Source organism: Actinomycetota bacterium, from assembly GCA_018334075.1.
Lineage (GTDB): Bacteria > Actinomycetota > Coriobacteriia > Anaerosomatales > UBA912 > JAGXSC01.
The window spans coordinates 177,463-199,169 of record JAGXSC010000044.1 but is presented as its reverse complement, the minus strand read 5'-3'; the positions used below and the strand labels follow the sequence as shown (position 1 = coordinate 199,169).

22 protein-coding genes and 1 tRNA gene are annotated in these 21,707 nt (G+C 53.7%); 14 read left to right on the top strand and 9 right to left on the bottom strand.

Annotated features, from left to right (window positions below; all coding sequences use genetic code 11):
- Positions 1-980, top strand: a 980-nt coding sequence (hemG, locus tag KGZ89_06125; GenBank protein ID MBS3974428.1) for a protoporphyrinogen oxidase, incomplete at its 5' end; no start/stop codon positions are given.
- A 15-nt stretch (positions 981-995) separates the two neighbouring features.
- On the opposite strand, the gene KGZ89_06120 is transcribed toward hemG, so the two are convergent.
- The 4 genes from KGZ89_06120 to KGZ89_06105 form a co-directional block, all read right to left on the bottom strand.
- On the bottom strand, positions 996-2,336 hold the full coding sequence (locus tag KGZ89_06120) for a coproporphyrinogen III oxidase family protein (GenBank protein ID MBS3974427.1): 1,341 nt from the start codon (positions 2,334-2,336) through the stop codon (positions 996-998).
- Between the two features lie 107 nt (positions 2,337-2,443).
- The gene (locus KGZ89_06115) at positions 2,444-3,127 is read right to left on the bottom strand and encodes a cytochrome b/b6 domain-containing protein (GenBank protein ID MBS3974426.1); all 684 of its coding nucleotides are present in this window, start codon (positions 3,125-3,127) and stop codon (positions 2,444-2,446) included.
- A gap of 82 nt (positions 3,128-3,209) precedes the next feature.
- The gene (locus KGZ89_06110; GenBank protein ID MBS3974425.1) at positions 3,210-4,772 is read right to left on the bottom strand and encodes a nickel-dependent hydrogenase large subunit; all 1,563 of its coding nucleotides are present in this window, start codon (positions 4,770-4,772) and stop codon (positions 3,210-3,212) included.
- On the bottom strand, positions 4,772-5,947 hold the full coding sequence (locus tag KGZ89_06105) for a hydrogenase small subunit (protein ID MBS3974424.1): 1,176 nt from the start codon (positions 5,945-5,947) through the stop codon (positions 4,772-4,774). The genes KGZ89_06110 and KGZ89_06105 overlap by 1 nt, the downstream gene beginning before the upstream one ends.
- A gap of 415 nt (positions 5,948-6,362) precedes the next feature.
- Between KGZ89_06105 and KGZ89_06100 the strand changes: the two genes are divergently transcribed.
- On the top strand, positions 6,363-6,632 hold the full coding sequence (locus KGZ89_06100) for a DUF2249 domain-containing protein (GenBank protein MBS3974423.1): 270 nt from the start codon (positions 6,363-6,365) through the stop codon (positions 6,630-6,632).
- Between the two features lie 6 nt (positions 6,633-6,638).
- On the opposite strand, the gene KGZ89_06095 is transcribed toward KGZ89_06100, so the two are convergent.
- Positions 6,639-7,337: an HAD family hydrolase gene (locus tag KGZ89_06095; protein ID MBS3974422.1), complete on the bottom strand. Its 699-nt coding sequence runs from the start codon at positions 7,335-7,337 to the stop codon at positions 6,639-6,641.
- 94 nt (positions 7,338-7,431) lie between these two features.
- On the opposite strand from KGZ89_06095, the gene KGZ89_06090 reads away from it, so the two are divergent.
- On the top strand, positions 7,432-8,133 hold the full coding sequence (locus tag KGZ89_06090) for a Crp/Fnr family transcriptional regulator (protein ID MBS3974421.1): 702 nt from the start codon (positions 7,432-7,434) through the stop codon (positions 8,131-8,133).
- A 106-nt stretch (positions 8,134-8,239) separates the two neighbouring features.
- Positions 8,240-8,467, top strand: coding sequence for a cytochrome B5 (locus tag KGZ89_06085; GenBank protein MBS3974420.1), 228 nt, complete (start codon positions 8,240-8,242; stop codon positions 8,465-8,467).
- A 23-nt stretch (positions 8,468-8,490) separates the two neighbouring features.
- Here the strand turns inward: KGZ89_06085 and KGZ89_06080 are convergent, their stop codons facing one another.
- Entirely contained in the window at positions 8,491-9,678 is a 1,188-nt protein-coding gene (locus KGZ89_06080; protein MBS3974419.1) for a hypothetical protein, read from the bottom strand.
- Between the two features lie 133 nt (positions 9,679-9,811).
- Between KGZ89_06080 and KGZ89_06075 the strand changes: the two genes are divergently transcribed.
- The 6 genes from KGZ89_06075 to KGZ89_06050 all read left to right on the top strand — a co-directional run bounded on the left by KGZ89_06075 (position 9,812) and on the right by KGZ89_06050 (position 15,211).
- Positions 9,812-11,467, top strand: a complete 1,656-nt coding sequence (locus tag KGZ89_06075) for a PilT/PilU family type 4a pilus ATPase (protein ID MBS3974418.1) — start codon at positions 9,812-9,814, stop codon at positions 11,465-11,467.
- A 64-nt stretch (positions 11,468-11,531) separates the two neighbouring features.
- On the top strand, positions 11,532-11,981 hold the full coding sequence (locus KGZ89_06070; GenBank protein MBS3974417.1) for an OsmC family protein: 450 nt from the start codon (positions 11,532-11,534) through the stop codon (positions 11,979-11,981).
- A 20-nt stretch (positions 11,982-12,001) separates the two neighbouring features.
- Positions 12,002-12,706 (top strand): glycosyltransferase family 2 protein, encoded by a 705-nt coding sequence (locus tag KGZ89_06065; protein MBS3974416.1) that lies wholly within the window; start codon positions 12,002-12,004, stop codon positions 12,704-12,706.
- On the top strand, positions 12,703-13,383 hold the full coding sequence (locus KGZ89_06060) for a PIG-L family deacetylase (GenBank protein ID MBS3974415.1): 681 nt from the start codon (positions 12,703-12,705) through the stop codon (positions 13,381-13,383). Before KGZ89_06065 ends, KGZ89_06060 begins: the two co-directional genes overlap by 4 nt.
- Positions 13,384-13,396: 13 nt before the next feature.
- The gene (locus KGZ89_06055; protein MBS3974414.1) at positions 13,397-14,974 is read left to right on the top strand and encodes a hypothetical protein; all 1,578 of its coding nucleotides are present in this window, start codon (positions 13,397-13,399) and stop codon (positions 14,972-14,974) included.
- 63 nt (positions 14,975-15,037) lie between these two features.
- Positions 15,038-15,211 carry a 4Fe-4S binding protein gene (locus KGZ89_06050; protein MBS3974413.1) on the top strand — a complete coding sequence of 58 codons (174 nt, stop codon included), beginning with the start codon at positions 15,038-15,040 and terminating at the stop codon, positions 15,209-15,211.
- A gap of 20 nt (positions 15,212-15,231) precedes the next feature.
- Here the strand turns inward: KGZ89_06050 and KGZ89_06045 are convergent, their stop codons facing one another.
- A complete protein-coding gene (locus KGZ89_06045) occupies positions 15,232-15,981 on the bottom strand; it encodes a glycerol-3-phosphate acyltransferase (GenBank protein ID MBS3974412.1) in 750 nt (249 codons plus the stop codon).
- On the bottom strand, positions 15,978-16,883 hold the full coding sequence (locus tag KGZ89_06040) for a diacylglycerol kinase family lipid kinase (protein MBS3974411.1): 906 nt from the start codon (positions 16,881-16,883) through the stop codon (positions 15,978-15,980). The genes KGZ89_06045 and KGZ89_06040 overlap by 4 nt, the downstream gene beginning before the upstream one ends.
- A 117-nt stretch (positions 16,884-17,000) precedes the next feature.
- On the opposite strand from KGZ89_06040, the gene KGZ89_06035 reads away from it, so the two are divergent.
- Positions 17,001-17,076, top strand: a tRNA-Arg gene (locus KGZ89_06035).
- A 4-nt stretch (positions 17,077-17,080) separates the two neighbouring features.
- On the opposite strand, the gene KGZ89_06030 is transcribed toward KGZ89_06035, so the two are convergent.
- Positions 17,081-19,144: an elongation factor G gene (locus KGZ89_06030; GenBank protein ID MBS3974410.1), complete on the bottom strand. Its 2,064-nt coding sequence runs from the start codon at positions 19,142-19,144 to the stop codon at positions 17,081-17,083.
- Between the two features lie 345 nt (positions 19,145-19,489).
- On the opposite strand from KGZ89_06030, the gene KGZ89_06025 reads away from it, so the two are divergent.
- The 3 genes from KGZ89_06025 (at position 19,490) to ndk (ending at position 21,697) form a co-directional block, all read left to right on the top strand.
- Positions 19,490-19,975, top strand: a complete 486-nt coding sequence (locus KGZ89_06025; protein MBS3974409.1) for a peptidylprolyl isomerase — start codon at positions 19,490-19,492, stop codon at positions 19,973-19,975.
- 8 nt (positions 19,976-19,983) lie between these two features.
- Positions 19,984-21,243 carry a tetratricopeptide repeat protein gene (locus KGZ89_06020; protein ID MBS3974408.1) on the top strand — a complete coding sequence of 420 codons (1,260 nt, stop codon included), beginning with the start codon at positions 19,984-19,986 and terminating at the stop codon, positions 21,241-21,243.
- A 73-nt stretch (positions 21,244-21,316) separates the two neighbouring features.
- Positions 21,317-21,697: a nucleoside-diphosphate kinase gene (ndk, locus tag KGZ89_06015; GenBank protein MBS3974407.1), complete on the top strand. Its 381-nt coding sequence runs from the start codon at positions 21,317-21,319 to the stop codon at positions 21,695-21,697.
- Positions 21,698-21,707: the final 10 nt, after the last annotated feature.

Genomic DNA, 21,707 nt, shown 5'->3' with positions numbered 1-21,707 from the left:
TCGAGAGGCTTGCCGAGCCACTCGTTGGAGGTGTGCATGCTTCGGATCCTACTAGGATGTCTCTAGCAGCCACGTTTCCGCGCCTGCTAGAGATGGAACAGCGATACGGCAGCATGATAGGCGGCTTTCTTGAGGCTAGCCGGAAGGCGGCCGAGATGAGGAAGAAGTATCCTACTGCTCCGGGCGCCAAGCCCCGGACATTCTTTACCTCGTTTTCTGCTGGAATGCAGACACTGACCGATGCGATGGCAGTCGGTATCGGTACTGATCGAATTGTTTCGGGTCGACCGGTCACGAGCATTGCCAGATCCAGCTATGGCTGGAGTGTGAGTTTCGCTGATGGCTCATCGGAAGATGTAGATGCGATAGTCATAGCGACGGAGAGTTGGGCCGCCGAGCCTCTGGTGCGGCCGATCGACTCAGCTATCGCTGAAGCTCTGGCTGCAATTCCATCGAGCTCATCGGCGACAGTCTCACTGGGCTTTCGGGCAGATGAGATAGGAATCGACCTTAATGCTTTTGGTGTGCTATGCCCCAATGTGGAGGGCCGCTTACTGATGGCCGCCACCTATTCGTCGAGCAAATGGCCTGGAAGGGCCCCGGAAGGCAAGGCTTTGTTTCGGGGATTCGTGGGCGGGCCTCACAATCAGCATATTCTCCAAAAAAGCGATGCCGAGCTAATCGAAATCTTGATCTCGGAGATGAGGGATATATTGGGAGTGAAGGGAGCGCCGCTGTTCAGCAAGGTGTACAGGTGGAAGAAGGGGATGCCGCAGTATACACTCGGGCACTTGCAGAGGGTCGAATCGATCGAGCAACGCTTAGCCGAGATCCCCGGACTGGCTATTGCCGGGGGCTCCTACCGTGGCGTTGGGTTGCCGAACTGCATCGAAAGCGGGGAGAGGGCTGCGGCCAAGTTATTGGCTGAGTGGGGCATCAGTCTTGCCGAGGACGCAACGGAAGAGAAGCGGCACTACTGAAGCCCTCGTAGCTTTTCACACAGCCTTGTCGGTAATAAGCTGCATTTCCTCCTGAATATCGGCAAGCTGTACTGTGTTGTCCGTCAGTAGCATCTTGTCTTCGACCGGCAGCTCTTCACGCGCTTTGTCTCGAGCATCGTTACTTTTCGCCAGCGTTTCACGCATCATGACCATTAGAAGATAGCGGCCCTTTTCTGTAAGCGTGATCTCTGTTTCTGTGTCTGTCTTTATTCCGCCAGCCGCGCGCATGAAGGCGATTTCTGCCATGAGCCCTGTTTCGACAGGAACTCCGAAATCGCGCTTGAAGCGGGTTTTGTCGAGGCGCAATCCAAAGAGGTCGGTCACAAACCGATATCGCATCATTGCAGTCCGGGAGTATTTTTTGCCCCGTTTGGCTACAGCCATCCGTCCTGAAGAGATAGCGTCGGCGTACTCTGACAGGGAATAGGTGTTGCTGTAGATTCGGCCGTCATGAAATGAAAGCGATCCTGAGCCGATTCCAATGTACTGCTCAAAATCCACGATATACTCGTCGATCATGGTGTTCTTGTTACGCGAATAAGTCCAGGCTGACGTCGGAACAAACTGATCGCTCAGTTGCTCCGAGATGATCTTATAGTATTTGACCTCCCGGGGATAGTCGATTTTGCCGACCGCTCGGGCAAGCTCGCGACGGTTAAGAGGAGAAGCCATCAAAGGGTAGAATGTCGTCTGGTTTGCCCCGGTTGCCTTTAGCATTTCAATATCCCTAATCAGTATTTCCTCGGTTTGACTCGGGAAGTTGAACATCATGTCCACGTTGAGTGAGTGGAATTTATCCGCCACACCGGACACCTTTTCCAGAAGCGTCTTTCCGTTTCCGTATTTATCGAAACGGTCCATCTGCTTGAGAAGTTTCTCATCGAAACTTTGTACACCCACCGATAGCCTGTCAACACGTCCCGACAGGCAATCTACCAGCTCAGAGCCCAGGTGATTCGGGCTGGTCTCACAAGATACTTCTTTTATCGAAAAGAGCGATCTGGCTAAATCAATGGTTTCTGCAAGCTCATCTAGCAGAACAGTTGGTGTTCCTCCGCCGATATAGAGAGAAGGGAAGTCATACCCAAGATCAGAGATCATTCGCATTTCGGTGCGAAGATGCTGGAAGTACTCCTTTGCCCTGCTTTCCTCGAAGATAAAGCGGTTAAATGAGCAGTAAAGGCAAAGTCGCTCACAGAAAGGAACGTGAGCGTAGAGCACATAGCCTGTATCTTTCTGCGGGCTCGGCAACGACGGCAAGTCGGTCGGCTCCAGAGCAAGATAACTGCGGTTCAGTATGCGAAGCGCGACGGTGATCAGGCGTTCAGAAAGCATAGCAGCTCCAGGTCTGTCCAAGTCGAGATGATTCCTGCCCCACAGTGAGCAGGGTCCCTAAGACGCCGGGACCCTGCAGTTTTACTTCGGCAAAGAGACAACGTGGTTTAGTGGCTTCCACCTATGACTTTACCGGTCTTGGGATCGCAGTGTAACCCTTCCTGTTCCTTCCAGGCAAAAATCAGCTTCGAAGGCTCAAATCCGGCTACATTGGCGAGGTAGATATGGATGGCAGTGAAGATGATGAACACCCACATCATGAAGTAGTGGATCACCCTCATGTTCATCGCGCCATTGACCAAGTCTAGCCCAGCCTGAAATATTGCCCAGTCCATCACAGGAGCATAGATGGCGAAACCGGTGTACGCCATCAGGTATGTGAGTGGAATTGTGACAAGGTATGCGATCTTTTGAAGCACTCCGTACTTCGCGCCGATCGGCTTTTCCTTCTTCAGGAACAAGTAGTACTTCAGCCAAGGAATAAGCTGATGCCTGTTGGCTGCTTGCGGCAGCCAGTTCTTGATATCCACGTCTTGCTCGCGTGTACCCAATGCGGGCGCGCTCTTGACGAAGAAGGCTGCAATGATCCTGAACGTCAAGTTGAAGATCAGTACGTACATGAAGAAGAAGTGGACTCCCCGGGCAAGCCCCATCAAACCTGGCAGCGCGAACAGGGGATAGTGGATATAGAAACCCGATAGCGCCAGAAATATTATGGCAACGGCGTTGATCCAATGGGTAATCACGAACACCATTGGATGGGCTTCACGATAGTGCGCCATATGTGCCATTCTAGCTCACCCCCATCGGCTTGGTGTGAACAAGGGCCTTCTTGCCAGTTTTCGGTTCAATCACGTGAACCGCACAGCCCACTCAAGGATCGAAGCTTCTGGCAACTCGAACGACATTCAGTGGCCGCTCGACATCGGCTACAGGAGTGCCGATCAACGCCTCTTCCATCGGCCCGCGTACGCCTGCTGCGTCGCGAGGGGCCATGTACCAAGTTGAAGGTGTCACCACATTGTAGCGATCGATCATGCCGTTTTTGACTGTCATGTAGTGCGTGAGCGACCCACGAGGAGCTTCCCATGCGCCTACACCTTCGCCGTCAACAATGTCGTGTGGCGTAAACAAGTCAACGTTGCCACCTTTTATTGCGGCTATGAGCTCGTTTACAAAACCCTCAGTGAGATCAGCGGTGTGTGCCGTCTCGAGGTTCCGCGCTGCCACTCTTCCGAGAAGGGAGAGCAACACTTCGGGCTTACCGGGCGCACCAAGCTTCTCAAGCGTGCTGTCGATCAAGCTTTTGACCGACTCATTGCCGCTCAGGTAGGCGACTACCATACGGGCGAGAGGGCCGACCTCGGCAGAGAGGTCGTTGTAGCGGACAGCCTTGCCCCAGGAATACCTGTTCTCGGTGTCGTACTCGGTAAATTCAGGCTCGGTCTCTCCAACACTTGGATGCAGCCCCGATGGTGACTTGTACCAGGAGCGCTCCGTATACTCCTTCACCGCGTCAAGGTTGGCATCTTCCAACCTGAACGTTGCACCTTCGGAGAATCCGGCTGGAAGGTATCGATTGTTCATCTCGAAGCTTGGATCATCGAAAACGCCCCACGACAGGAAGTTGCCTGCGCCACCACCGAACTTCAGGGCATCGATGTAAAACGGCGCAATCGCAAGGGTATCGGGGATCATGGCCTCGCGCACGAATGCATTGACCTTGAGTAGCCGGAAAAGAACGTCATCCAACTTCTCTTCGGTTGGCACAAAAGCGGTGCCACCGTTGACCGAGGTCATGAAGTGGGGGAACTTCCCGCCCATTACCGCGATAATAGCGGCGGCTTCGGCCTGCATTTCAAGTGCTTCAAGATAGTGCGCAACTCCGATAAGGTGCAGCTCAGGCGGCATGTCAGCGGCGTATTCCGGATGACCGAACCATCCTTTTGCAAAGATAGAGAGCTGTCCCCGCTCAACAAACGCTGCTAGTCGCTTAGCTATACCACCGAAGTCAGCAGTGCGCGTGCCAGCCTGCTGGGCAAGTGCGTAGGTATCGGCGATATTGGCCTGAAGAGCTTTTACCGGGTCAACATAGTCGAGTGCCGCGAGTGTGTAGAACCACAGGATGTGGCTGTGTAGGTACTGCGCGCCCTCTATGATGTTTCGGACGATCCGGGCACCTTCGGGAATCTGTACTCCCATCGCTGCCTCGGCGGACTTCGTCGAGGCATGTCCGTGAGAGATCGGACAAACTCCACAGATGCGCTGTGAGATATAGAAGGCATCTTGAGGAGCACGGCCTTTCAGGATAGCTTCCATTCCGCGGAAGAGGGATCCTGATACCCAGGCGTCTTTAACAACGCCTCCTTCAACTTCAACTTCGACTCGCATATGACCTTCAATTCGAGTCACTGGGTCGATAACCGCTCGTGCCACTATTTACCGCCTCCCTTCTTGCGCTCACATTCCTTCATTTCCTCGTAGGGGGCGCCTTCACCATCCATGCGTCCGGCAGCTTTCATGCCGATGCCATGAGCTACAAGTGCAGCTGCGGCTGCGGCTCCAACAACTACCGCTGCGGTAGATGGCTGGAAGGACATGTCGCCTATGCGCAGGTCCCTGTGTCGCTTCAGGAATGGGGCGTTCACGTCAACCCAGTTGCCGCCAGGAGTCGGACTGGTAACTCCGCACCCGATACAAGGTGAACCTGATTCCACACACCAGGATGCGCGCCGGTTCCATCTGACAATAGGACAGTTGGTGAACGTCTGAGGGCCTTTGCAGCCTACGGGATAAAGACAGTATCCCATCTCTTCTTCCTTGCTACCGAACTCGTACACGAAAGCACTGTTTTCGAAGTGTCCGCGCCGAGGACAAAGATCGTGGATTGGGTGACCAAATATCAACTTAGGCCTGTTGAATGAATCCATCTCGGGGAGACGGCCAAGCATCAAGACGTTGATAACGGTCGCGACTACCCACTCAGGGTTCACGGGACACGTCGGTAGGTTGATAACGGGTGTATCTATACCCGCGTCCTTCAGGAACTGAACCATGCCCGTGGCGTCCGCTGGGTTCGGCTTGGCGGCGACAAATCCACCATCAACAGCGCATGAACCGACAGCAACGATTGCCTCAGCGGCCTGCGCCTTCTTCTTGAGGCGGTCGATCTGAGGCTCCCCGAACTCCCTGAGGGTGTTCCCGTTTGCCCCTCGCATGATGGAACCCTCGTAAATGAGGATGAATCCTTTGTTCTCGGGATCTCTTTCAGCGTCTGCCATGGTCTCATCGACGATTTTCTTGATGTCATCGCCTTGCGCCATGGCGATTGTCATATTCTTTAGCGAAAGAATATCAAGAACAATTGTGGCAACGTCTGGAGTGTCTACCTGCGCGATCGATTCTGTACAGCCTGTGCAGCTACCGCCATGGATCCATAACGCGGGCTTTAGCCTTGCACCTTTTTCAACTGCTGCTGCGATCTGGGGAACCATCGATTCAGAAAGGCCCAGAATGGCGGCAACCGAACCGCAGAACTTGAGGAAATCGCGACGCGTTACTCCGTGAAAGTCCAGATGGGACTGAAGTACGTCGTGGTCCTCATGCGTCATGTCATACACCTCCTTGCTAGATCGTATAGCCATTGCATAACGAACTCTTTGGGCTTGCCGGAGCACCGGGAAATCCTGGCATCCGCTAGCCGCAACACGAGGCTCTGTGCTTGATGCCCTCCCTTCATTGAGATTCGATAACATGTCGCCAAGGCGGCTCTGCCGAGGAGGCTCTAACTGGACTCCCCTCAACAGCTATGGATGTTGGCACATAGATCACTGCCACCCAACCACACCCTCGTTTGTAAACTGCCTTGTGAAACTATTCTATAGCACCATAATGAATCCTGCCACAATACGATTAGGGTCGATGCCTTCAAGGAGTTACACTAAATATCAAGGAAAACTCACCGCAAGCGAGAACACCTAGATATGCGCAACTCCAAACTCGGACTTATTGGGGAGTCGTAAGTAGATGAGTGTAAGCGGAAATTCTTTTAGCGGACTAGTTGTAGATGTTCGTGGATTTAGCCCAGGACTCAGGCGTCCTTTGGTCTTTTCCATCATCGACAAGATGGTCGAGCTGGAATCTGAAGAAAGTCTCGTTGTTATTTGCGATCATGAGCCAGCCGGGCTCGGGTATCAACTTGATCTTCGCAAAGAAACCAAAGGCATGTTCGAGTACTACTACGATCAGAGACTTGATGGCGCATGGGTGGCGCTGATTCGAAAACGTCGAGTCTGAACAGCTTTACGCGCACACCTGACGTATGAGCTGGGCAAGATCGGCGAGTGTGCCTCGATAGTCGGCAACGGCCCCGGTACTATTTCCAACAAAAAATGTACTCATTCCGACATCGGCTGCTGCGAGATCGAGCACAGGATCATCGCCGACCATTAGGCAGTCAGTCGGCCGTACATCAAGCATCTGTGCGGTCTGCAAGAAGTATTCAGGATAGGGCTTGCAAGCGTACATGTTCTCGTAACTGGTTATGACATGCGCCGCATCAGGCGAAATCCCAGCCCATCGCATACGCTCAATCACAGCGGCTAGCGGGAAGACAGGATTTGTCGCCACGGCGATCCTGAGTCCATGCTTTGATGCTTCGGCCATTGCCTCATGTGCGCCGATAGACGGACCGCTTCCATCGGCAAGGGACGGGAATATTTCCAGATAGAAGCGCTCGAAGATCGGCAGAAGCTCTTCTATCTCTACACCGGCTTCTCGGTTGAATATATCTTCAAAGATTTCTCGGTTTGTTGTGCCAGGGTGTGGGCGCATCATTGCGGCGGTAGCCGCATGAAAGGCTCCGGCGATCTTGTCGTGGTCATCGCTGCTGCCGGCGACATCGGTAATTACATCGGACAGCTTGTTAAAATAGTGGTGGATGAATCTATTGATATCGATGTCGAGCAGTGTTCCATCAAGGTCAAAAAGAATGGCTTTCATATGAGCAGTCTCCAATTACAGTCGCGTAGACCGTCGGTTGATTATGCGCTAATTGTGCCTCAAGTCACAAACAAAGTCTGCCGATAGCGAGTGCATGGAAAAATCTTTTGCATTAGAAGATCAGGCGCTCGTTAAGTTTCGCGCGATCCCGGAAATGGCGGAGCTCTCAGACGAAGACTTGCGGGCTTTTATGAGGTTGGGCCGATTTGAGCGGCATCTCAAAGGCGCGCAAATTTTGTCTCAAAATCACCCCGATTCAGCGATGCATATTTTGCTGTCAGGCAGGGTGAAGATGTACCTTTCAGCTCCTGATGGCAAGGAGCTTGTCCTGAGCTACCTAAGCGCCCCAACTCACTTTGGCGAACTGAGCCCGATAGACTCCGGCGCTCACTCAGTAAATGTTGTTGCAGTGGATGACGCGGAGCTGTTCTCCGTTGAAAGTGGGAATCTAGCGGAAGCTATTCAGATCAATCCCACCCTTGCGCTGGCACTTGTTGCTTCTTTGTCTCGGAGTCTCCGAGAAGCTATCACACTACTTGAAGATATGGCATTTCGGGATGCCACTCACAGGGTGATGCGCGTGATCTTGAATATAGCCACTGCCTGCTGCGAAGCCAAAGGTTTTCCAGCGGTCGAGGGTTTCACTCACCACGAAATATCCCTTTTGGCCGGGACTTCGCGTGAAACCGCAAGTAGGGTGATATCTTCGCTGGCCAAGGATGAGGTTGTTGCCACCAAAGGTAGGAAGATCGTTGTGGATATCGTAAAACTGCGCGAGCGTCTTGAGCGAGGCTAACGCAAGCTAGATAATTTGACTTGCGGACCTGCTTGCCGACAAGCGGTAAACGGGAACAATATTACGTGTGCTCAACCGATGGTTACAATTCCGAATGGAGGGCGGCATGCAGATCTTTACAGTAGAGGAGTTGGCGCAATACGACGGGAAGGATGGCCGAAAGGCTTACGTGGCGTTTGAGGGACTCGTTTACGACGTGTCTGAAAGCGCGATGTGGCTTGATGGCGAGCACGTGGCGATGCATGACGCCGGTGTGGATTTGACTGCCGAGCAAGGCGATGCACCTCACGATGCTTATATCACAGACTTTCCTTTGGTTGGGAGCCTGAAGTAGGCGTTCGAGCTAACTGGCCAGTTTCACATTCGCTGGAATAGCGCCAGAACTTCGAGGTTTGATGTGTGAGGAGATACGTCGAAGGGCATCACCTTTTCGAGGATGTATCCGGAGCGGGTGATAAGCCCGATATCCTTGCTCAAAAATGATAGCTGGTTTGTGCGATACAGCAGTAACCTGGGGCGTGTTCCCATGATGCGCGCCCACGCCTGAGGGCTTAGTGCCCTATCCCTATCTGGGAGGTGAGCGATCACCACATCGAAATCACCAGCAGGCTCAAGACTGTGCTCAATGTCCCCGGGCACTATCTCTAAAGGAGCGCCCGCTGCCTCGGCACTTCTTGCGATATCCGTCAGGGCAAAACGACGAGATTCGACGACAATCGATTCTCCCGCGGAAAATGACATTGGGATCGAAAATGCTATCGCGCCGGGATTCAATTCAAGAAGACGATCATTTCGAGAGATATTCGTGATTTCTTTTGCCTTCTCAAGCATTATCTCCGCCACCGCAGTGTTGTGGGGGAAGGGCGAGACCGATGTCACAAAAAAGGAGACCCCACCAATTCTTTCCACCCAGGAATTTTGACCGGCAAGGTGCTCTACGCCCGCAACCTTTTGAGCTGATGAGGACTCGCTGAAGATAACGCGAGTGATGGAGCTCGCTTTGGTCGCCGAGGCGAGAGTCTTTGCCACCATATGCCGAGGAAAAGCCATTGGTCCGGTCCAAAGTGATATATCCAGATTGCTGCGATGCTTCGACACTCGAATCCGCACCCTGTCTACTGGCAAATCCCGATTGGCTCCGAATAGATACCCAAGAGCTCCCCCGATGGATTTTGGCAGTCCGGCAACACGGACCGGGAGCAGAGCGCAGGCTTCGACAGGCAAGATATCGGCGTAGTGAGCGTGTGCGCTATGGATCCCCACCCGGACTTTGCCGTTGTCATCTTGTGTTATAGCAAGGTCAAGGCAGTTTCTATAGCCGTACTCATTTGGAGAGGGAAGGCAATCGGTGACAAGCCCGTGTTTTGCCACTCCGCTATCTGCCATGACGCCGACAACGGCGTCTGTTTTTGCCTTGAGTTGGGTTCCGTAGTCGATATCTTGCGATTGGCAACCAAGGCAGACGCCGAAATACTGGCATTTGGGTATAGTGGGAGATGAAGGTTTTATCTCAGTAAACCTCTCGTTTTTGGTAAGTGACATCATAATGCAACATCAGCGGGCTTGAGGTAACTTTGTCTGAAACTGTTACAGTAAAAAGAGATGCTAGCCGATAGAAATGGAATCCCGCCACCTGCGGTTCTAAACTGTAATCTCACATGTAGAGGAGTAGGCGAAATTGGCTAACAGGATTCTAGTGGTTCATGAGGACGTCAAGCTTACTGAGGGGATCAGAGAAGGGCTACGTGCTGCTGGCTCCGATATTGAGGTCTCCAGTGTTTTGTCGGGTCCCCGAGCGCTCGGGCTGATCGAGTCGCATCGCCCATCGATCATCTTGGTCGACGCAGATCTCGAGGGGATGGATGGCTATTCGCTAACCAAACAAATCAAGTCAGGCCCACACTCTAACTCGCAAGTGATCATAGTATCGAGGCAGCCAGGTGAAGCTTCAGCGCTTATGGCCAGACAGGCAGGAGCGGTTGCGCACCTGCACTCCGAAGGTTCGCTTGACGCGATTGTCTCAAAGGTTCTAGCGCTAGCCGGTGCCGCAGCTCCTGTCTCACATGCCAGCACCGGAGTCGCTGAACCCGCGAGCGTGGTGACCCCGGCTTCCTCGCATCATGCACCGCAAGCAGCTTCGGTTGGGTCACCACCGCCAGCTCAGTTTGGCTCCGGGATGCCTCAACCCGTGGTTTCCGCTCCTGCGCAGAGTGCCCCTCAGCCCGCGGTGTCACAACCCGCTTCGCCTCCTGCTGCAAGCGTCAGTGAGTTTCACGTCGATGACCTCTTGCGTTTGATGCTTGAACGTGGAGGTTCGGACTTGCACATCACGGTGGGTAGTCCACCGGGAATTCGCATGCGTGGAGAGCTGGTCCCTGTGGAAAACTCTCGCCCGCTCACCCCTCGCGATGCTCAAGCCATGATTATGGGATTGCTCTCTGAGGAGCAACGCAGGCGTTTCGAGACTGAGCTTGAACTGGATTTCGCTTACAGCATTCCCGGGGTCTCACGCTTTAGAGCCAACGTTTTTCAGCAGCGCAATTCGATCGGTGCTGTATTTCGAGTCATTCCGCTTTTGATTCCGACCATCGATGAACTCGCTTTGCCAAAGGTCGCGAGATTCCTTGCCGAGAGACCACGAGGCTTAGTTCTGGTTACAGGCCCTACGGGCTCTGGAAAATCTACAACTCTTGCGGCTGTAATTGATCACATAAATGCAAGTCGCCCGCTACACATCATTACTCTGGAAGATCCAATAGAATTCATGCATAGGAACAAAAAAGCGTACGTCAACCAGCGCGAGATCGGCGAGGATACGCACTCTTTTGCCGCAGCTCTCAAGCGGGTTTTGCGTCAAGATCCGGATGTTATCCTGGTAGGAGAGATGCGAGACCTGGAAACCATCTCAGCCGCGATTACCGCTGCAGAGACCGGACATCTGGTTTTGGCCACCCTGCATACTACGGGAGGGCCTGAGACCATCGATAGAATTATCGATGTGTTCCCTCCTCACCAGCAACAACAGGTCCGAATGCAGCTGTCTAACACGCTCGAAGGTGTTCTCTCACAAGTCCTTCTCAGGCACACCGACGGGCGAAGCAGGGTCATGGCGATGGAGATCATGTTGGGTATCCCCGCCATACGCAATCTCATTAGGGAGGGCAAGACCCACCAAATGGCTACCATCATCCAAGGTGGAGGCTCCCTCGGGATGCAGACCCTGGACCAGCATCTAAAAACTCTGCTCCAATCCGGAAAAATCACCTTCGAAGAGGCGATAAGCAAGGCGCAGAATCCGCGGGAACTCGCAGGAATGGTTGGGCGTAAACTGTAAAGCGCATCGGTTATGCTCGCTATAGTGTTGTGCCGTATGAGCAATCTAACCTCGTGGAGGTCTAATGGATCAGATTCAAGTTAGATGGAGCGCAAATCGACAGTTTGTAGCCTGGGACGAGGCGGGCCATACCGTGGTAATGGATGCCATGCCCGAATTCAAGGGCGAAAGCGCCGGAATGAGGCCACTGCAGGTGTTTCTCTCCGCTCTTGCAGGGTGCAGCGCGATGGACATCGTCTCCATTCTCGAAAAGAAGCGACAGGACGTAAGGGATATTGAGGTAAGGGTTGAGGGGGAGCAGCGGGCCGAGGAGTTCCCGAGAATCTATACACACATTAACGTTGACTATACTGTGACTGGCTATCAGGTCTCACCAGATGCAGTGGCGAGAGCTATCGAGCTTTCTATTGAAAAATACTGCTCGGTGGCTGGCATGCTCTCCTCCGACGTGAAGCTTACAACATCCTTTTCGGTTCGCGAGGCGCCAGCGCCGCGGCACTCGGCTGATAGCTAGAAAGCACGGGTCTTTGCACTATGAGTCGTGCGATATTGCTGCCTGTTTACAACGAAGCCTCGACCCTCGGCTTCGTCCTGGACTCTGTCCGCCGGCAGTTCTCTGGCGAGATTCTGGTCGTCGATGACGGCTCCACCGATGACACGGGTGAGGTGTTGGCTGCTCGGGCCGATGTTACGGTGATCTCAAATTCAGTCAACGCCGGCTACGGCGCCGCGTTATCAGTCGGGTTCACCTTTGCCTCTCGCCGAGGAGTTTCCGAGTTGATCACCATGGATTGCGACGGCCAGCATGAACCGGCGCACATACCCGATTTCTTTTCTCTTCTCTCACAAGGGGCGGATATCATCTCTGGTAGCAGGTATCTGCCAGAGAGCAGGGAGATAGGAAGGGCTCCTGCCTCAAGAAGTGAAATCAACGTAAGAGTCACACGCGAAGTCAATCGGGTAACGGGCTGGTCACTTACGGATTCGTTTTGCGGATTCAAGGCTTATCGGTTGGCCGCTATCAGCGGATTTGTCTGGAAAGAAACAGGATATGGCTTTCCCTTGGAAGTTTGGGCAAAAGCTTACAATCGAGGCCTGATTGTGGTCGAATCACCGGTTGAGCGGATATATCATGACTACAACAGAAGCTTCGGGCCAGCGCTGGACGATCCTGAGGTACGCTTCGAGTACTACATGCGCGTCTGGAGAAGTGCGCTTGCCGAGGGAGGTGGAGTATGAGTGACATCGTATGCATAGGCGCGCACCCCGATGACGTTGAGATTGGCATGGGTGCCACCATTGCGAAGCTTGTCGCCCAAGGTTTGAGTGTGACTATCGTTGATCTTACCGACGGGGAGCCTACGCCTTTCGGGACTCGTGAATTGCGCCTGGTGGAATCTCTTCAGGCCGCCGCTGTTCTCGGCGCGGCCAGAATCACCATGGATCTTCCAAACCGTGAGCTTTTCGATACGGTAGAAGCTCGATATCAGCTGGCGGAGATTCTTCGGGAGTTAAGGCCACAGCGCATCTTTGTTCCTTACCCGGAGGACGCTCATCCGGATCACGTTGCGGCTTCCGATATTTGTCTGGCGGCCCGTTTCTGGGCGAAGTTCACCAAAACTACTATGCGCGGAGAGCCGTTCTATCCGCCGAGCGTATATCGCTACAGGGCAGTGCACCTAAAACTGATCGAGCAACCATCTTTCATCCATGACGTAACGGGGTTCCTTGCCGTCAAAATGGAAGCGCTTGCCTCATATAAGTCACAGTTTGAATCCAATCCATTGAGCAGGTCTCTACTCGCGCAGATGGAAAGTGGTGCAAGAATGTGGGGAAGCCTTATCGGAGTTGAGGCCGGAGAGCCGTTTTATGCGATTGAGAGCGTGGGTTTGCGTGACATTGCTTCCGTAATTTGAGGGGCGGGCTGAGGTGCGAAAGGCTGATAAACAATCCGCGCTTCTTCCGAAAGCTGTTATCCAGCCAGCTTTTGATAGCTGGATCCTCCTCGCCGAGAAAAACATGCGCCTTGCTCAAAGGTGGCAGACTCGCATCGCCGATGTCCCAATCGGCGAAATCCGAAAACTGGTACGCGAAGAGAGCGTAGTGCTGGCCTATGAGTTTTCTCGCCGAATGGGTGTTCCTCTTGTTGATCCTGGGGACAAGGCGACAAATGAGCTGGTAATAATGTGTGGAGCAGCCCCGGAGCTCTATCATCCGGGGATATGGTCCAAGGTTTTCATGATCCAGGCATTCGCGACGCGCTACAGTGCGCTCGCCATCGATATAGTCGTCGATACCGACAGATTTTCCGGAGTCTCGGTGCAAGTCCCAAAAGTGATTGACGGTCAAGCGGTCGGTCTCGATGTCCTGAGATTGGAAAGCCGCCCTTCCGCCGAATATTTCGCGGCATCTTTGGTACCCGAGCCAGGTGTGCTGGAGAGCTACTGTGTCGATATTGATGAGGCGCTTTCGATCTTGCCCGATCTTGCCTGGAGAGAGAGTTTCCGAGCTTTCAGGCGTGCGTTGCTTGACTCGGCGGGGCTGGCCAACAACCTTGCCGAGCTTATGACCTTCGCTCGACGCCGATACGAGATCGCTTCGGGCAACAACTATCTCGAATTGCCGGTTACCATGTGGACGGAGACGAGCTCTTTTCGGGTATATGCCGCTGACATAATCGCCTCAGCCGATCGATATCTGACTGCATATAACGCCGAGCTTGCGGCGTATCGGGCATCGCACGGTCTGCGCTCGGCCGCACAGCCTTTGCCTGATTTGAAAAGGGCCGGCGATTTATATGAACTACCTTTCTGGATCCTCAAAGACGGAAAACGTCTTCCAGTTTTCTCCAGAAAAGCCGACAGCCGCGTGCACCTTTTCGCCGGAGACGAACTCATCGCAAGCGAGTCATCTGATGTTGGAGAGATATCCAGGCTGCTGCTTTCGATACCCCTGGCGCCTAAGGCCCTTGCCCTGACGATTTTTGCTCGGATGTTCCTTGCCGATCTTTTTGTTCATGGTACTGGCGGAGATCGCTATGACCAGATTGCCGATAGACTGATGATTCGGTATTACGGGATAGAGCCTCCGGAGTTCGTGGTGGTTTCTGTCGATGCGAATGTGACCCTTGTTGATGACTTTCAGGCAGTCACAGAGCAGCTTGCCCAGGCAAAGACTGCGCTGAAGCGTTTCCGCCATCACCCTGAAAGCGGTATTGAGGTTGACTATGGTTTGAGCGCGAGCGATTCTCATGACCTTCGCGCGCTCGTGCAGAAAAAAATGGATATGGTTGATGCTATTCAGGAAGCTGGAGCAAATAAAGCGATGTACGGCAGGGCTCTCAAAGAACTGAACAGTGAGATAGCCGCAAGACTACAGCCGGTTGAGGCTTTGCTCGCCCGAAGGGTGGCCGAGCTTGAGTCGCGTTTGCAGCACATGAAGGTGCTAGGCGACAGGAACTATCCCTACTGCTTTTTCGATCCTCGGCTTTTCAGAGACATGCTCTAGTGAGTCATGGTATTATGCTCTGACTTTTTCACTACAGTTACCAAGCGAAAGGGGAAGCTCAAAATGGCAATTCCGGTTGTGGACTCAGCTCTTTGCACCGCATGTGGGATTTGTGTCGATGAGTGCCCGATGGGATGTTACGACATGGCCGCAGTTGCTGTTCTGGCTCGCGAGGAAGACTGTACCGAGTGCGAGATTTGTGTTGACGCGTGCCCGAGCGCCGCGATCACAATGTAATCCGCACACTAACCTTACCGCTAACCTCTGGGCCCCATCGAGTCGTTGACATATAACTTCGGCTCGCCACCTTTGAGTAACCCCATGAACCGCCTATGGTGGGCGATGTACACGACTGCCCCTACAAAGAGCGCAAATGGCCAGTCGGGTGAGTGAAGCAGTAAAGCGGTTGCGGGAACTGTTATAGCCGCTGCAACTTGGCCTGCCATCATGTACCTGGTTATCGCGATCATAGCTAAGCCGATAATGAGCGCTGCTGCGAAATAGCGCCAATCATAAGCGAGCAACGCGCCACCCCCCGTAGCCAGGCCCTTGCCGGTGCGCGCAAAGCGCCGCCTCATCACGGCCATCCAGAAGGAGTAGTTGTGGCCTAAAACTGAAGAGGCGACGGCGAGCATGGGAATAAGAAACGCTAATAGGGGAATTGGAGCTTGAAGGCTTGCGAAATCGGCGGTGATCACATCGAACTGTGCGCTCCAGGGCCCAAAGAACGAACTCCTGCTGGGTGCGAGGACTAATACTGCGAACTTTGCAAAGACCACGGGTACGAAACCTTTTAGCGCATCCGAGACCATCGCAACCGTAAACCAGCTCCAGGATCCGGTGGAGCGACGGACGTTCATGGCGCCAACGTTTCCGCTCCCGTGATCGGAGATGTCCGTCCCGGTCACTCTTCGGACAATAAGATATGCAAAAGGAATACTTCCGATCAGATACGCCAGTACCGGCGTTACTAATACCAGGGTCACAAGTTGCGTATCTGGGGTCATTTGCTTTCCTTGGGAACCATGCACTCTATGGCGGCCGGCAGAATACGTATCTCGTAGCGATCTTCGAGAAAGACTTCGCCATCGATTTGAGCGGGTAGCGGCGTCTCACTTTCGATTAGCACGGAGGTATGTCGACTCATCTTTACTGGTTTCATGTTGACATGTTTGCCGAAGATCACGAAGGGCAGGCGCATGAGCGTTTGGGAGAGAGAGAGGGGGTCGATTGTGCATACATCGAAAACGCCATCAAAGGGGGAGGCGTCAGGTGTTATGCGAAAGCCGCCTCCATAAGTTGGCCCGTTGGTTACTGCAATGATTAGTTTTTCGGTTTCGACGGGGGCTTGTTCGTCGAAGGTTATACGCATCTTGAAGCTTTGCAGATCTCGGAAGACCGTGTTTAGAAGTGCGGTAAGATACAGAGAGATTCCGGATAGCTGTGTGGTGGTTTTGAGTTCTACAGCTTTCGCGGTTACTTTGGCGTCAAAGCCTGCCGCGAAACTGTTGTTGAAGTGGACGCCATTGCACACCCCTATGTCAAAGCGCCTGGTTCGCCCCGTGGCCAATACCATTATGGCTTCGGAAAGGTCGAATGGAACACCAAGCGTTCGGCATGTGTCGTTGCCGGATCCGGTAGGAAGCACTCCAAGTACTGGACGCTCTTCTTCCGGTATCGACATGAGTCCATTGAGAACCTCGTGGACCGTTCCGTCTCCGCCTGCCGCGACCACCAGATCATACTTCGAAGATTGGCTGGCGATTTCGAAAGCGTGACCCATTTGGTTAGTGAGCACAATTTCGTGTGGCTGGTGATGCAGGAGCCTCCGGATTACTGGAAGCATTTGGCCAGATTTGCCATGCCGAGCCACGGGATTGACGATTAGTAGCATCCGGTTTACTTGCAAGTAGCACTCCTTGTGATCAAGCACCAGCCAGACGAGAACTCAAGTGGGCGTCCCTGCAGTCAAGGGTGGAACGCCACAGACGTGTATGATACTCTGCGTGAGCATTTCGCGCATCACGCCCTCTTAGCTCAGCGGATAGAGCGTCTGCCTCCGGAGCAGAAGGCCGCAGGTTCGAGTCCTGCAGAGGGCGCCACAAGCTAATGTCCTTCGGCTCGTTCTTTCTCGTATTTTTCGATGATCTTCGCCGCAATTTCATGCGGCACCTGCTCGTAGGAGTCGATCGTTACCGAGTATTCTCCTGTGCCGCTAGTGATCGACCGAAGCTGCTGAGAGTAGTGCGCCACTTCGGCGAACGGTGCCTGTGCCTTGATCGACTGATATCCGGTGCGAGGGGAGTCCATGCCCAAAATGCGCCCTCTCATCGATGATATGTCGCCCATAACTGCGCCAGAATAATCGTCAGGGACGATGATTTCGAGGGTGGCGATAGGCTCGAGAAGCACCATGTCAGCTTTTGCGGCCGCAGCCCTGAATCCGATTCGACCTGCTGTGCGAAACGCCATCTCGTTTGAGTCGACACTGTGGTAGCTGCCATCGTAGACAGCGACCTTTACATCTACAACGGGATAGCCCGCGATGATACCTTCTGCCATCGCGGCTTGAACTCCTTTATCTACCGCCGGAATAAACTGCCTAGGTATGCGTCCGCCGACAATCTCGTCGACGAACTCATAGCCTCCGCCTGGATTGGGGTCCAGCCTGAGCCAGCAATCGCCGAACTGACCCGATCCGCCCGTCTGTTTCTTGTGACGCCCTTGAGCTTGTGAGCTTTTGCGGATCGTTTCGCGATATGGGATCCGAAGCTCGTTCAACTCCGCTTCCGTATGGTAGCGATCGCGAAGACGGTGCAGCAAGATGTCGACCGCTGTCGCTCCGAAGGCGTAGATGAGGGTCTGTCGTGTTTCCTCGTTTCTGACAAGCCGCAATGCGGGATCCTCGTCGACTATGCTACGAAGCGCCGTTCCAAGCTTGTCTTCATCGGCTTTTGTCTTGGCGACAAGCGCTACCGGGTACAAGGGTTCCGGTATGGGTAGCGGGGTGAACGATAGCGATCCGGACGTGGAAAGAGTGTCGTTGGTCAGCACATCCGAAAGCTTGGTCAATACAGCTATGTCTCCAGCATTCGCGCAATCGATCTCGACAGTTTCCTTACCCGTCATGTTGAAGATATGGGCGATCCTCTCTTTTTTTCCGGTCCTTGGGTTGACAAGCTCTATTCCAGGCGAAAGTGTGCCCGACACTACCTTGAGCATGGAGAGCCTGCCAACATAGGGGTCGGAAAGTGATTTGAATACGTGTGCGGTGACCTCGCCCTCCGAGCACACAGGAATCTCTCGGCCGTCGATGGTATGTAGCGGCCCGTGCGCGGTTGGTGGGGGAAAGAAGGTAACGATCTCGTCCATCAGATCTTCTATTCCCTGCAGGGTAAGCGCAGACCCGACGAAAACTGGGATGAATATCCCCTGAGCGATAGCTTTGTCCAGCAGCGTTTCGAGCTCTTCCTGGCTCAACCTGTTTCCTTCGAGATACTTTTCCATCAGCTCATCATCGGCCTCGGCCACGAGCTCACACAGCTTGTCCCTGGCCGCTTCTGCTCTTTCGACGTACTCGGCGGGTATCTCGGTAATCTCCTCTTTATCGCTTTCGTGATGGTATGCCTTCATACGGATCACATCGATTACGCCATAGAAATCCGAGGCCTGCCCGATGGGAATCTGGACCGCGCCAACCCGATGGCCAAATTTTGATTCGATCGCCGAGAGCGCCTCAGCGAAATCAGCGTTGTCCTTATCCATCCTGCTGATGAAGACCGCTTTGGCGATACCCATATCGGAGGCTATATGCCATAGGCGTTCCGTTTGGACTTGTGGCCCTGCGACTGCATCAATCACAAAAAGAGCCATCTCCGCGGCTTCTATCCCAGCGATTGCATCGCCGATGAAATCTGCATAACCAGGGGTGTCGATTATGTTGACCTTGACTCCCTTGTGAACGAAGGGGGCAAGGGCCAGGTTGATGGAGAGCTTTCTTCGAACTTCCTCGGTATCGAAGTCCAGGTTGGAGTTACCGGAATCAACGCTGCCCAACCTCTTCGTGACGCCGGCTAGATGTAGCATTGCCTCGGCGAGTGATGTTTTGCCTGATTGGCCGTGGCCGAGCAAAACGACGTTTCGTACCTTTTCGGTGGCTGGTGATCCCAAGTACATCTCCTCCTTGCGGCCGGTGCATCGGGTGCGTTCGTCTACCAGATAAGCATATTCCCCAATCCGTGTTGCTTCATAATGAACTCCATTACAACATAATTCTTATTGTGAGAGGTACACATTGCTAGAATGGATTGAAAGTGACGCTTGCCCCAGATTGGGCGATGCGGGAAAGGAGTCGTTTCAGTGCACTTGAGAGCAGCACGTTTGTTGTCGGCCACGTTTATCCTTGTCATACTTGCGGCGGCGTTGCTGTTGCAGGGTTGTGCCAGCGCACCATCAAACGATCTCCCGGTTCCCAACGAGCAAGCTGTCGCACCCCCAATTGAAGAGGAGAAACCCTTGCATGTAGCGACATATCAACCAAACGGCAATGAAATCGCAGTGATTACAACCGATAAGGGCGTCATAAGGTTCAAGTTTCATCCGAACGAGGCGCCAAATCACGTTGCGTCATTTATCGAACTGGCCCTTCAGGGATTTTATGACGGCACCAAGTTTCACCGGGTTGAACCGGGCTTTGTTATTCAAGGCGGCGACCCGCTTTCCAGAACCGATGATCCGAGAGTAGGTTCGGGCGGACCTGGCTACCTTCTTGCTGCTGAGTTCAACGAATTGCAGCATTTGGACGGAACGGTCTCCATGGCGCGCGCCACAGATCCAAATTCTGCCGGATCACAGTTTTTTATCTGCTTAGGCCCCCAGCCGTTTCTTGATGGACAGTACACGGTCTTCGGTCAGGTTATAGAGGGCATGGACGTTGTGCGGGCGATTACGCCAGGTGATGTCAAGCGCTCCGTGGTCATCGAAAACGCCAATCAGCAGTAGGAGCGATTGTGGACGAAGCTCGTTATAAGGAAGCTTTACGTGCTTATGAAAGCGGAGACTTTCGCGCAGCCGCTAAGGGTTTTCTTGCGGCCGCCGGAAAGGGTGTGGAAGGCAATGGCAGTGCTTACCACATGGCCGGGAACTCCCTTTTCCGGCTACGCAGGTACAGCGACGCCCTTACCATCTATGGGCATGCGCTGAAAGACGAGCTTTACGACAAGCGAGGCTCGGTACTTGCCAACCTGGCCGCAGCCCACTCTGCCTTAGGCGATTACGCTGCCGCTGCGCACTGCTATGAGGAGGCGCTTCAAGATCCCGGATACGATAGACAGTATCGGGCTTTGCTAGGACTTGCAGGGGCGCTATTGGAGATGGGGCGCATCAGTGACGCAGCCGGCGCCTACCGCCAGGCTGCTCTGGACTCGGATAACCCGGATCCCGGGAAAGCGCTGAACAACCTCGGCTTGTGCTTTATGTCCCTTGGGCGCCCGGCGGATGCAGTTGAAGCCTATAAGGCGGCTTTGGGATTTGAGAGTTACGCCAATCGCGGGAGGGCGCTAGCGAATCTCGGCATCGCTTTCTCGGCGCTTTCACAACATGCGGACGCTATCCGGGCGTTCGAGAAGGCCATCGAGCTTCATGGCCATACGCTATCCCCAAGCGCGGCAAAGGCTCTGGAAGAGTCTCGCCTGGCTATCGCCGAGGCAGCCACCGCTCCTTCTGAAACGATCGAGGGTTGGCAGACGGGTGAGATGCCTCCGGTTGAGGACGTCTCTGTATCCGCATTTTTCACGCGTACCGAAGAGGAGATGAAGGCGATCGACAAGGAGACTTCGCGGCGGGAGCGAATTGAGCGTGGCGCGGGCCGTAATCCCTGGCGCCGTGTGGCAATGATCGCATCACTTTTGATCTTTGTTGTCGGAGCCGTCGCGGCACTCTACTTTGCCGGATACGGATTTCCTACGCAGGAGATGACCGTTAGCGGGATGCTATCGGCAAGAGCCGAGGGTGAAGAGGTTGAAGGATATTGGGTGGCTGTTCCTAGCGGAGATGTTGATGCGGAGATGGCAAAAATTCCGCCGATAGAGGAGTACACTATCGAAGGTATTGACCGTGCAGCGGGAGTGTCTTCGGTCAGGATACTAGTGACACCCAAGGGTGGCGGTACTCCGCTGCGCTATGACATCGCGTTGACTCGCGAGGGAGTTGGGTGGAAGGCCAGTGGGATCACCAGTTATTGGAGAACCCCTCAGGATTCTTCGGAATAGGGTAAGTTGTTCGTCTGTTGTAGTTTGAACACATTGCTGAAAGGAAACACAATTGAATCAGAGAACTTTTATTATGATCAAACCCGACGCTGTTGAAAGGGGCCTTGTGTCCCACATCATTCAGCGCTTTGAGAACACGGGTCTTAGAATCGAGAAGCTGGAGTTGGATGTTGTTTCCGTCGAACAGGCTCAGACCAATTATGCAGAGCATGAGGGCAAGCCATTCTATCCAGGGCTTATCGACTACATCACCTCAGGTCCGGTTGTAAAGATGGTTCTATCGGGTCCGGACGCCGTAATGGTTTGTCGTAAGTTGATGGGAGCGACGAACCCTAGAGACGCTGCTCCCGGTACGATCCGAGGTGACTTTGGCCTTGAGGTTGACGCAAATGTCGTGCACGGATCTGATTCTCCTGAAGCAGCGAGCAGGGAGATAGGTATATTTTTCGGCTAGCATCAGTCGT

Bases quoted from the DNA above. Each gene is read 5' to 3' on its own strand.
- KGZ89_06120 (MBS3974427.1), bottom strand. From the start codon at position 2,336: ATGCTTTCTGAACGCCTGATCACCGTCGCGCTTCGCATACTGAACCGC.
- KGZ89_06115 (MBS3974426.1), bottom strand. From the start codon at position 3,127: ATGGCACATATGGCGCACTATCGTGAAGCCCATCCAATGGTGTTCGTG.
- KGZ89_06105 (MBS3974424.1), bottom strand. From the start codon at position 5,947: ATGACGCATGAGGACCACGACGTACTTCAGTCCCATCTGGACTTTCAC.
- KGZ89_06100 (MBS3974423.1), top strand. From the start codon at position 6,363: ATGAGTGTAAGCGGAAATTCTTTTAGCGGACTAGTTGTAGATGTTCGT.
- KGZ89_06095 (MBS3974422.1), bottom strand. From the start codon at position 7,337: ATGAAAGCCATTCTTTTTGACCTTGATGGAACACTGCTCGACATCGAT.
- KGZ89_06090 (MBS3974421.1), top strand. From the start codon at position 7,432: ATGGAAAAATCTTTTGCATTAGAAGATCAGGCGCTCGTTAAGTTTCGC.
- KGZ89_06085 (MBS3974420.1), top strand. From the start codon at position 8,240: ATGCAGATCTTTACAGTAGAGGAGTTGGCGCAATACGACGGGAAGGAT.
- KGZ89_06080 (MBS3974419.1), bottom strand. From the start codon at position 9,678: ATGATGTCACTTACCAAAAACGAGAGGTTTACTGAGATAAAACCTTCA.
- KGZ89_06070 (MBS3974417.1), top strand. From the start codon at position 11,532: ATGGATCAGATTCAAGTTAGATGGAGCGCAAATCGACAGTTTGTAGCC.
- KGZ89_06065 (MBS3974416.1), top strand. From the start codon at position 12,002: ATGAGTCGTGCGATATTGCTGCCTGTTTACAACGAAGCCTCGACCCTC.
- KGZ89_06060 (MBS3974415.1), top strand. From the start codon at position 12,703: ATGAGTGACATCGTATGCATAGGCGCGCACCCCGATGACGTTGAGATT.
- KGZ89_06050 (MBS3974413.1), top strand. From the start codon at position 15,038: ATGGCAATTCCGGTTGTGGACTCAGCTCTTTGCACCGCATGTGGGATT.
- KGZ89_06045 (MBS3974412.1), bottom strand. From the start codon at position 15,981: ATGACCCCAGATACGCAACTTGTGACCCTGGTATTAGTAACGCCGGTA.
- ndk (MBS3974407.1), top strand. From the start codon at position 21,317: ATGATCAAACCCGACGCTGTTGAAAGGGGCCTTGTGTCCCACATCATT.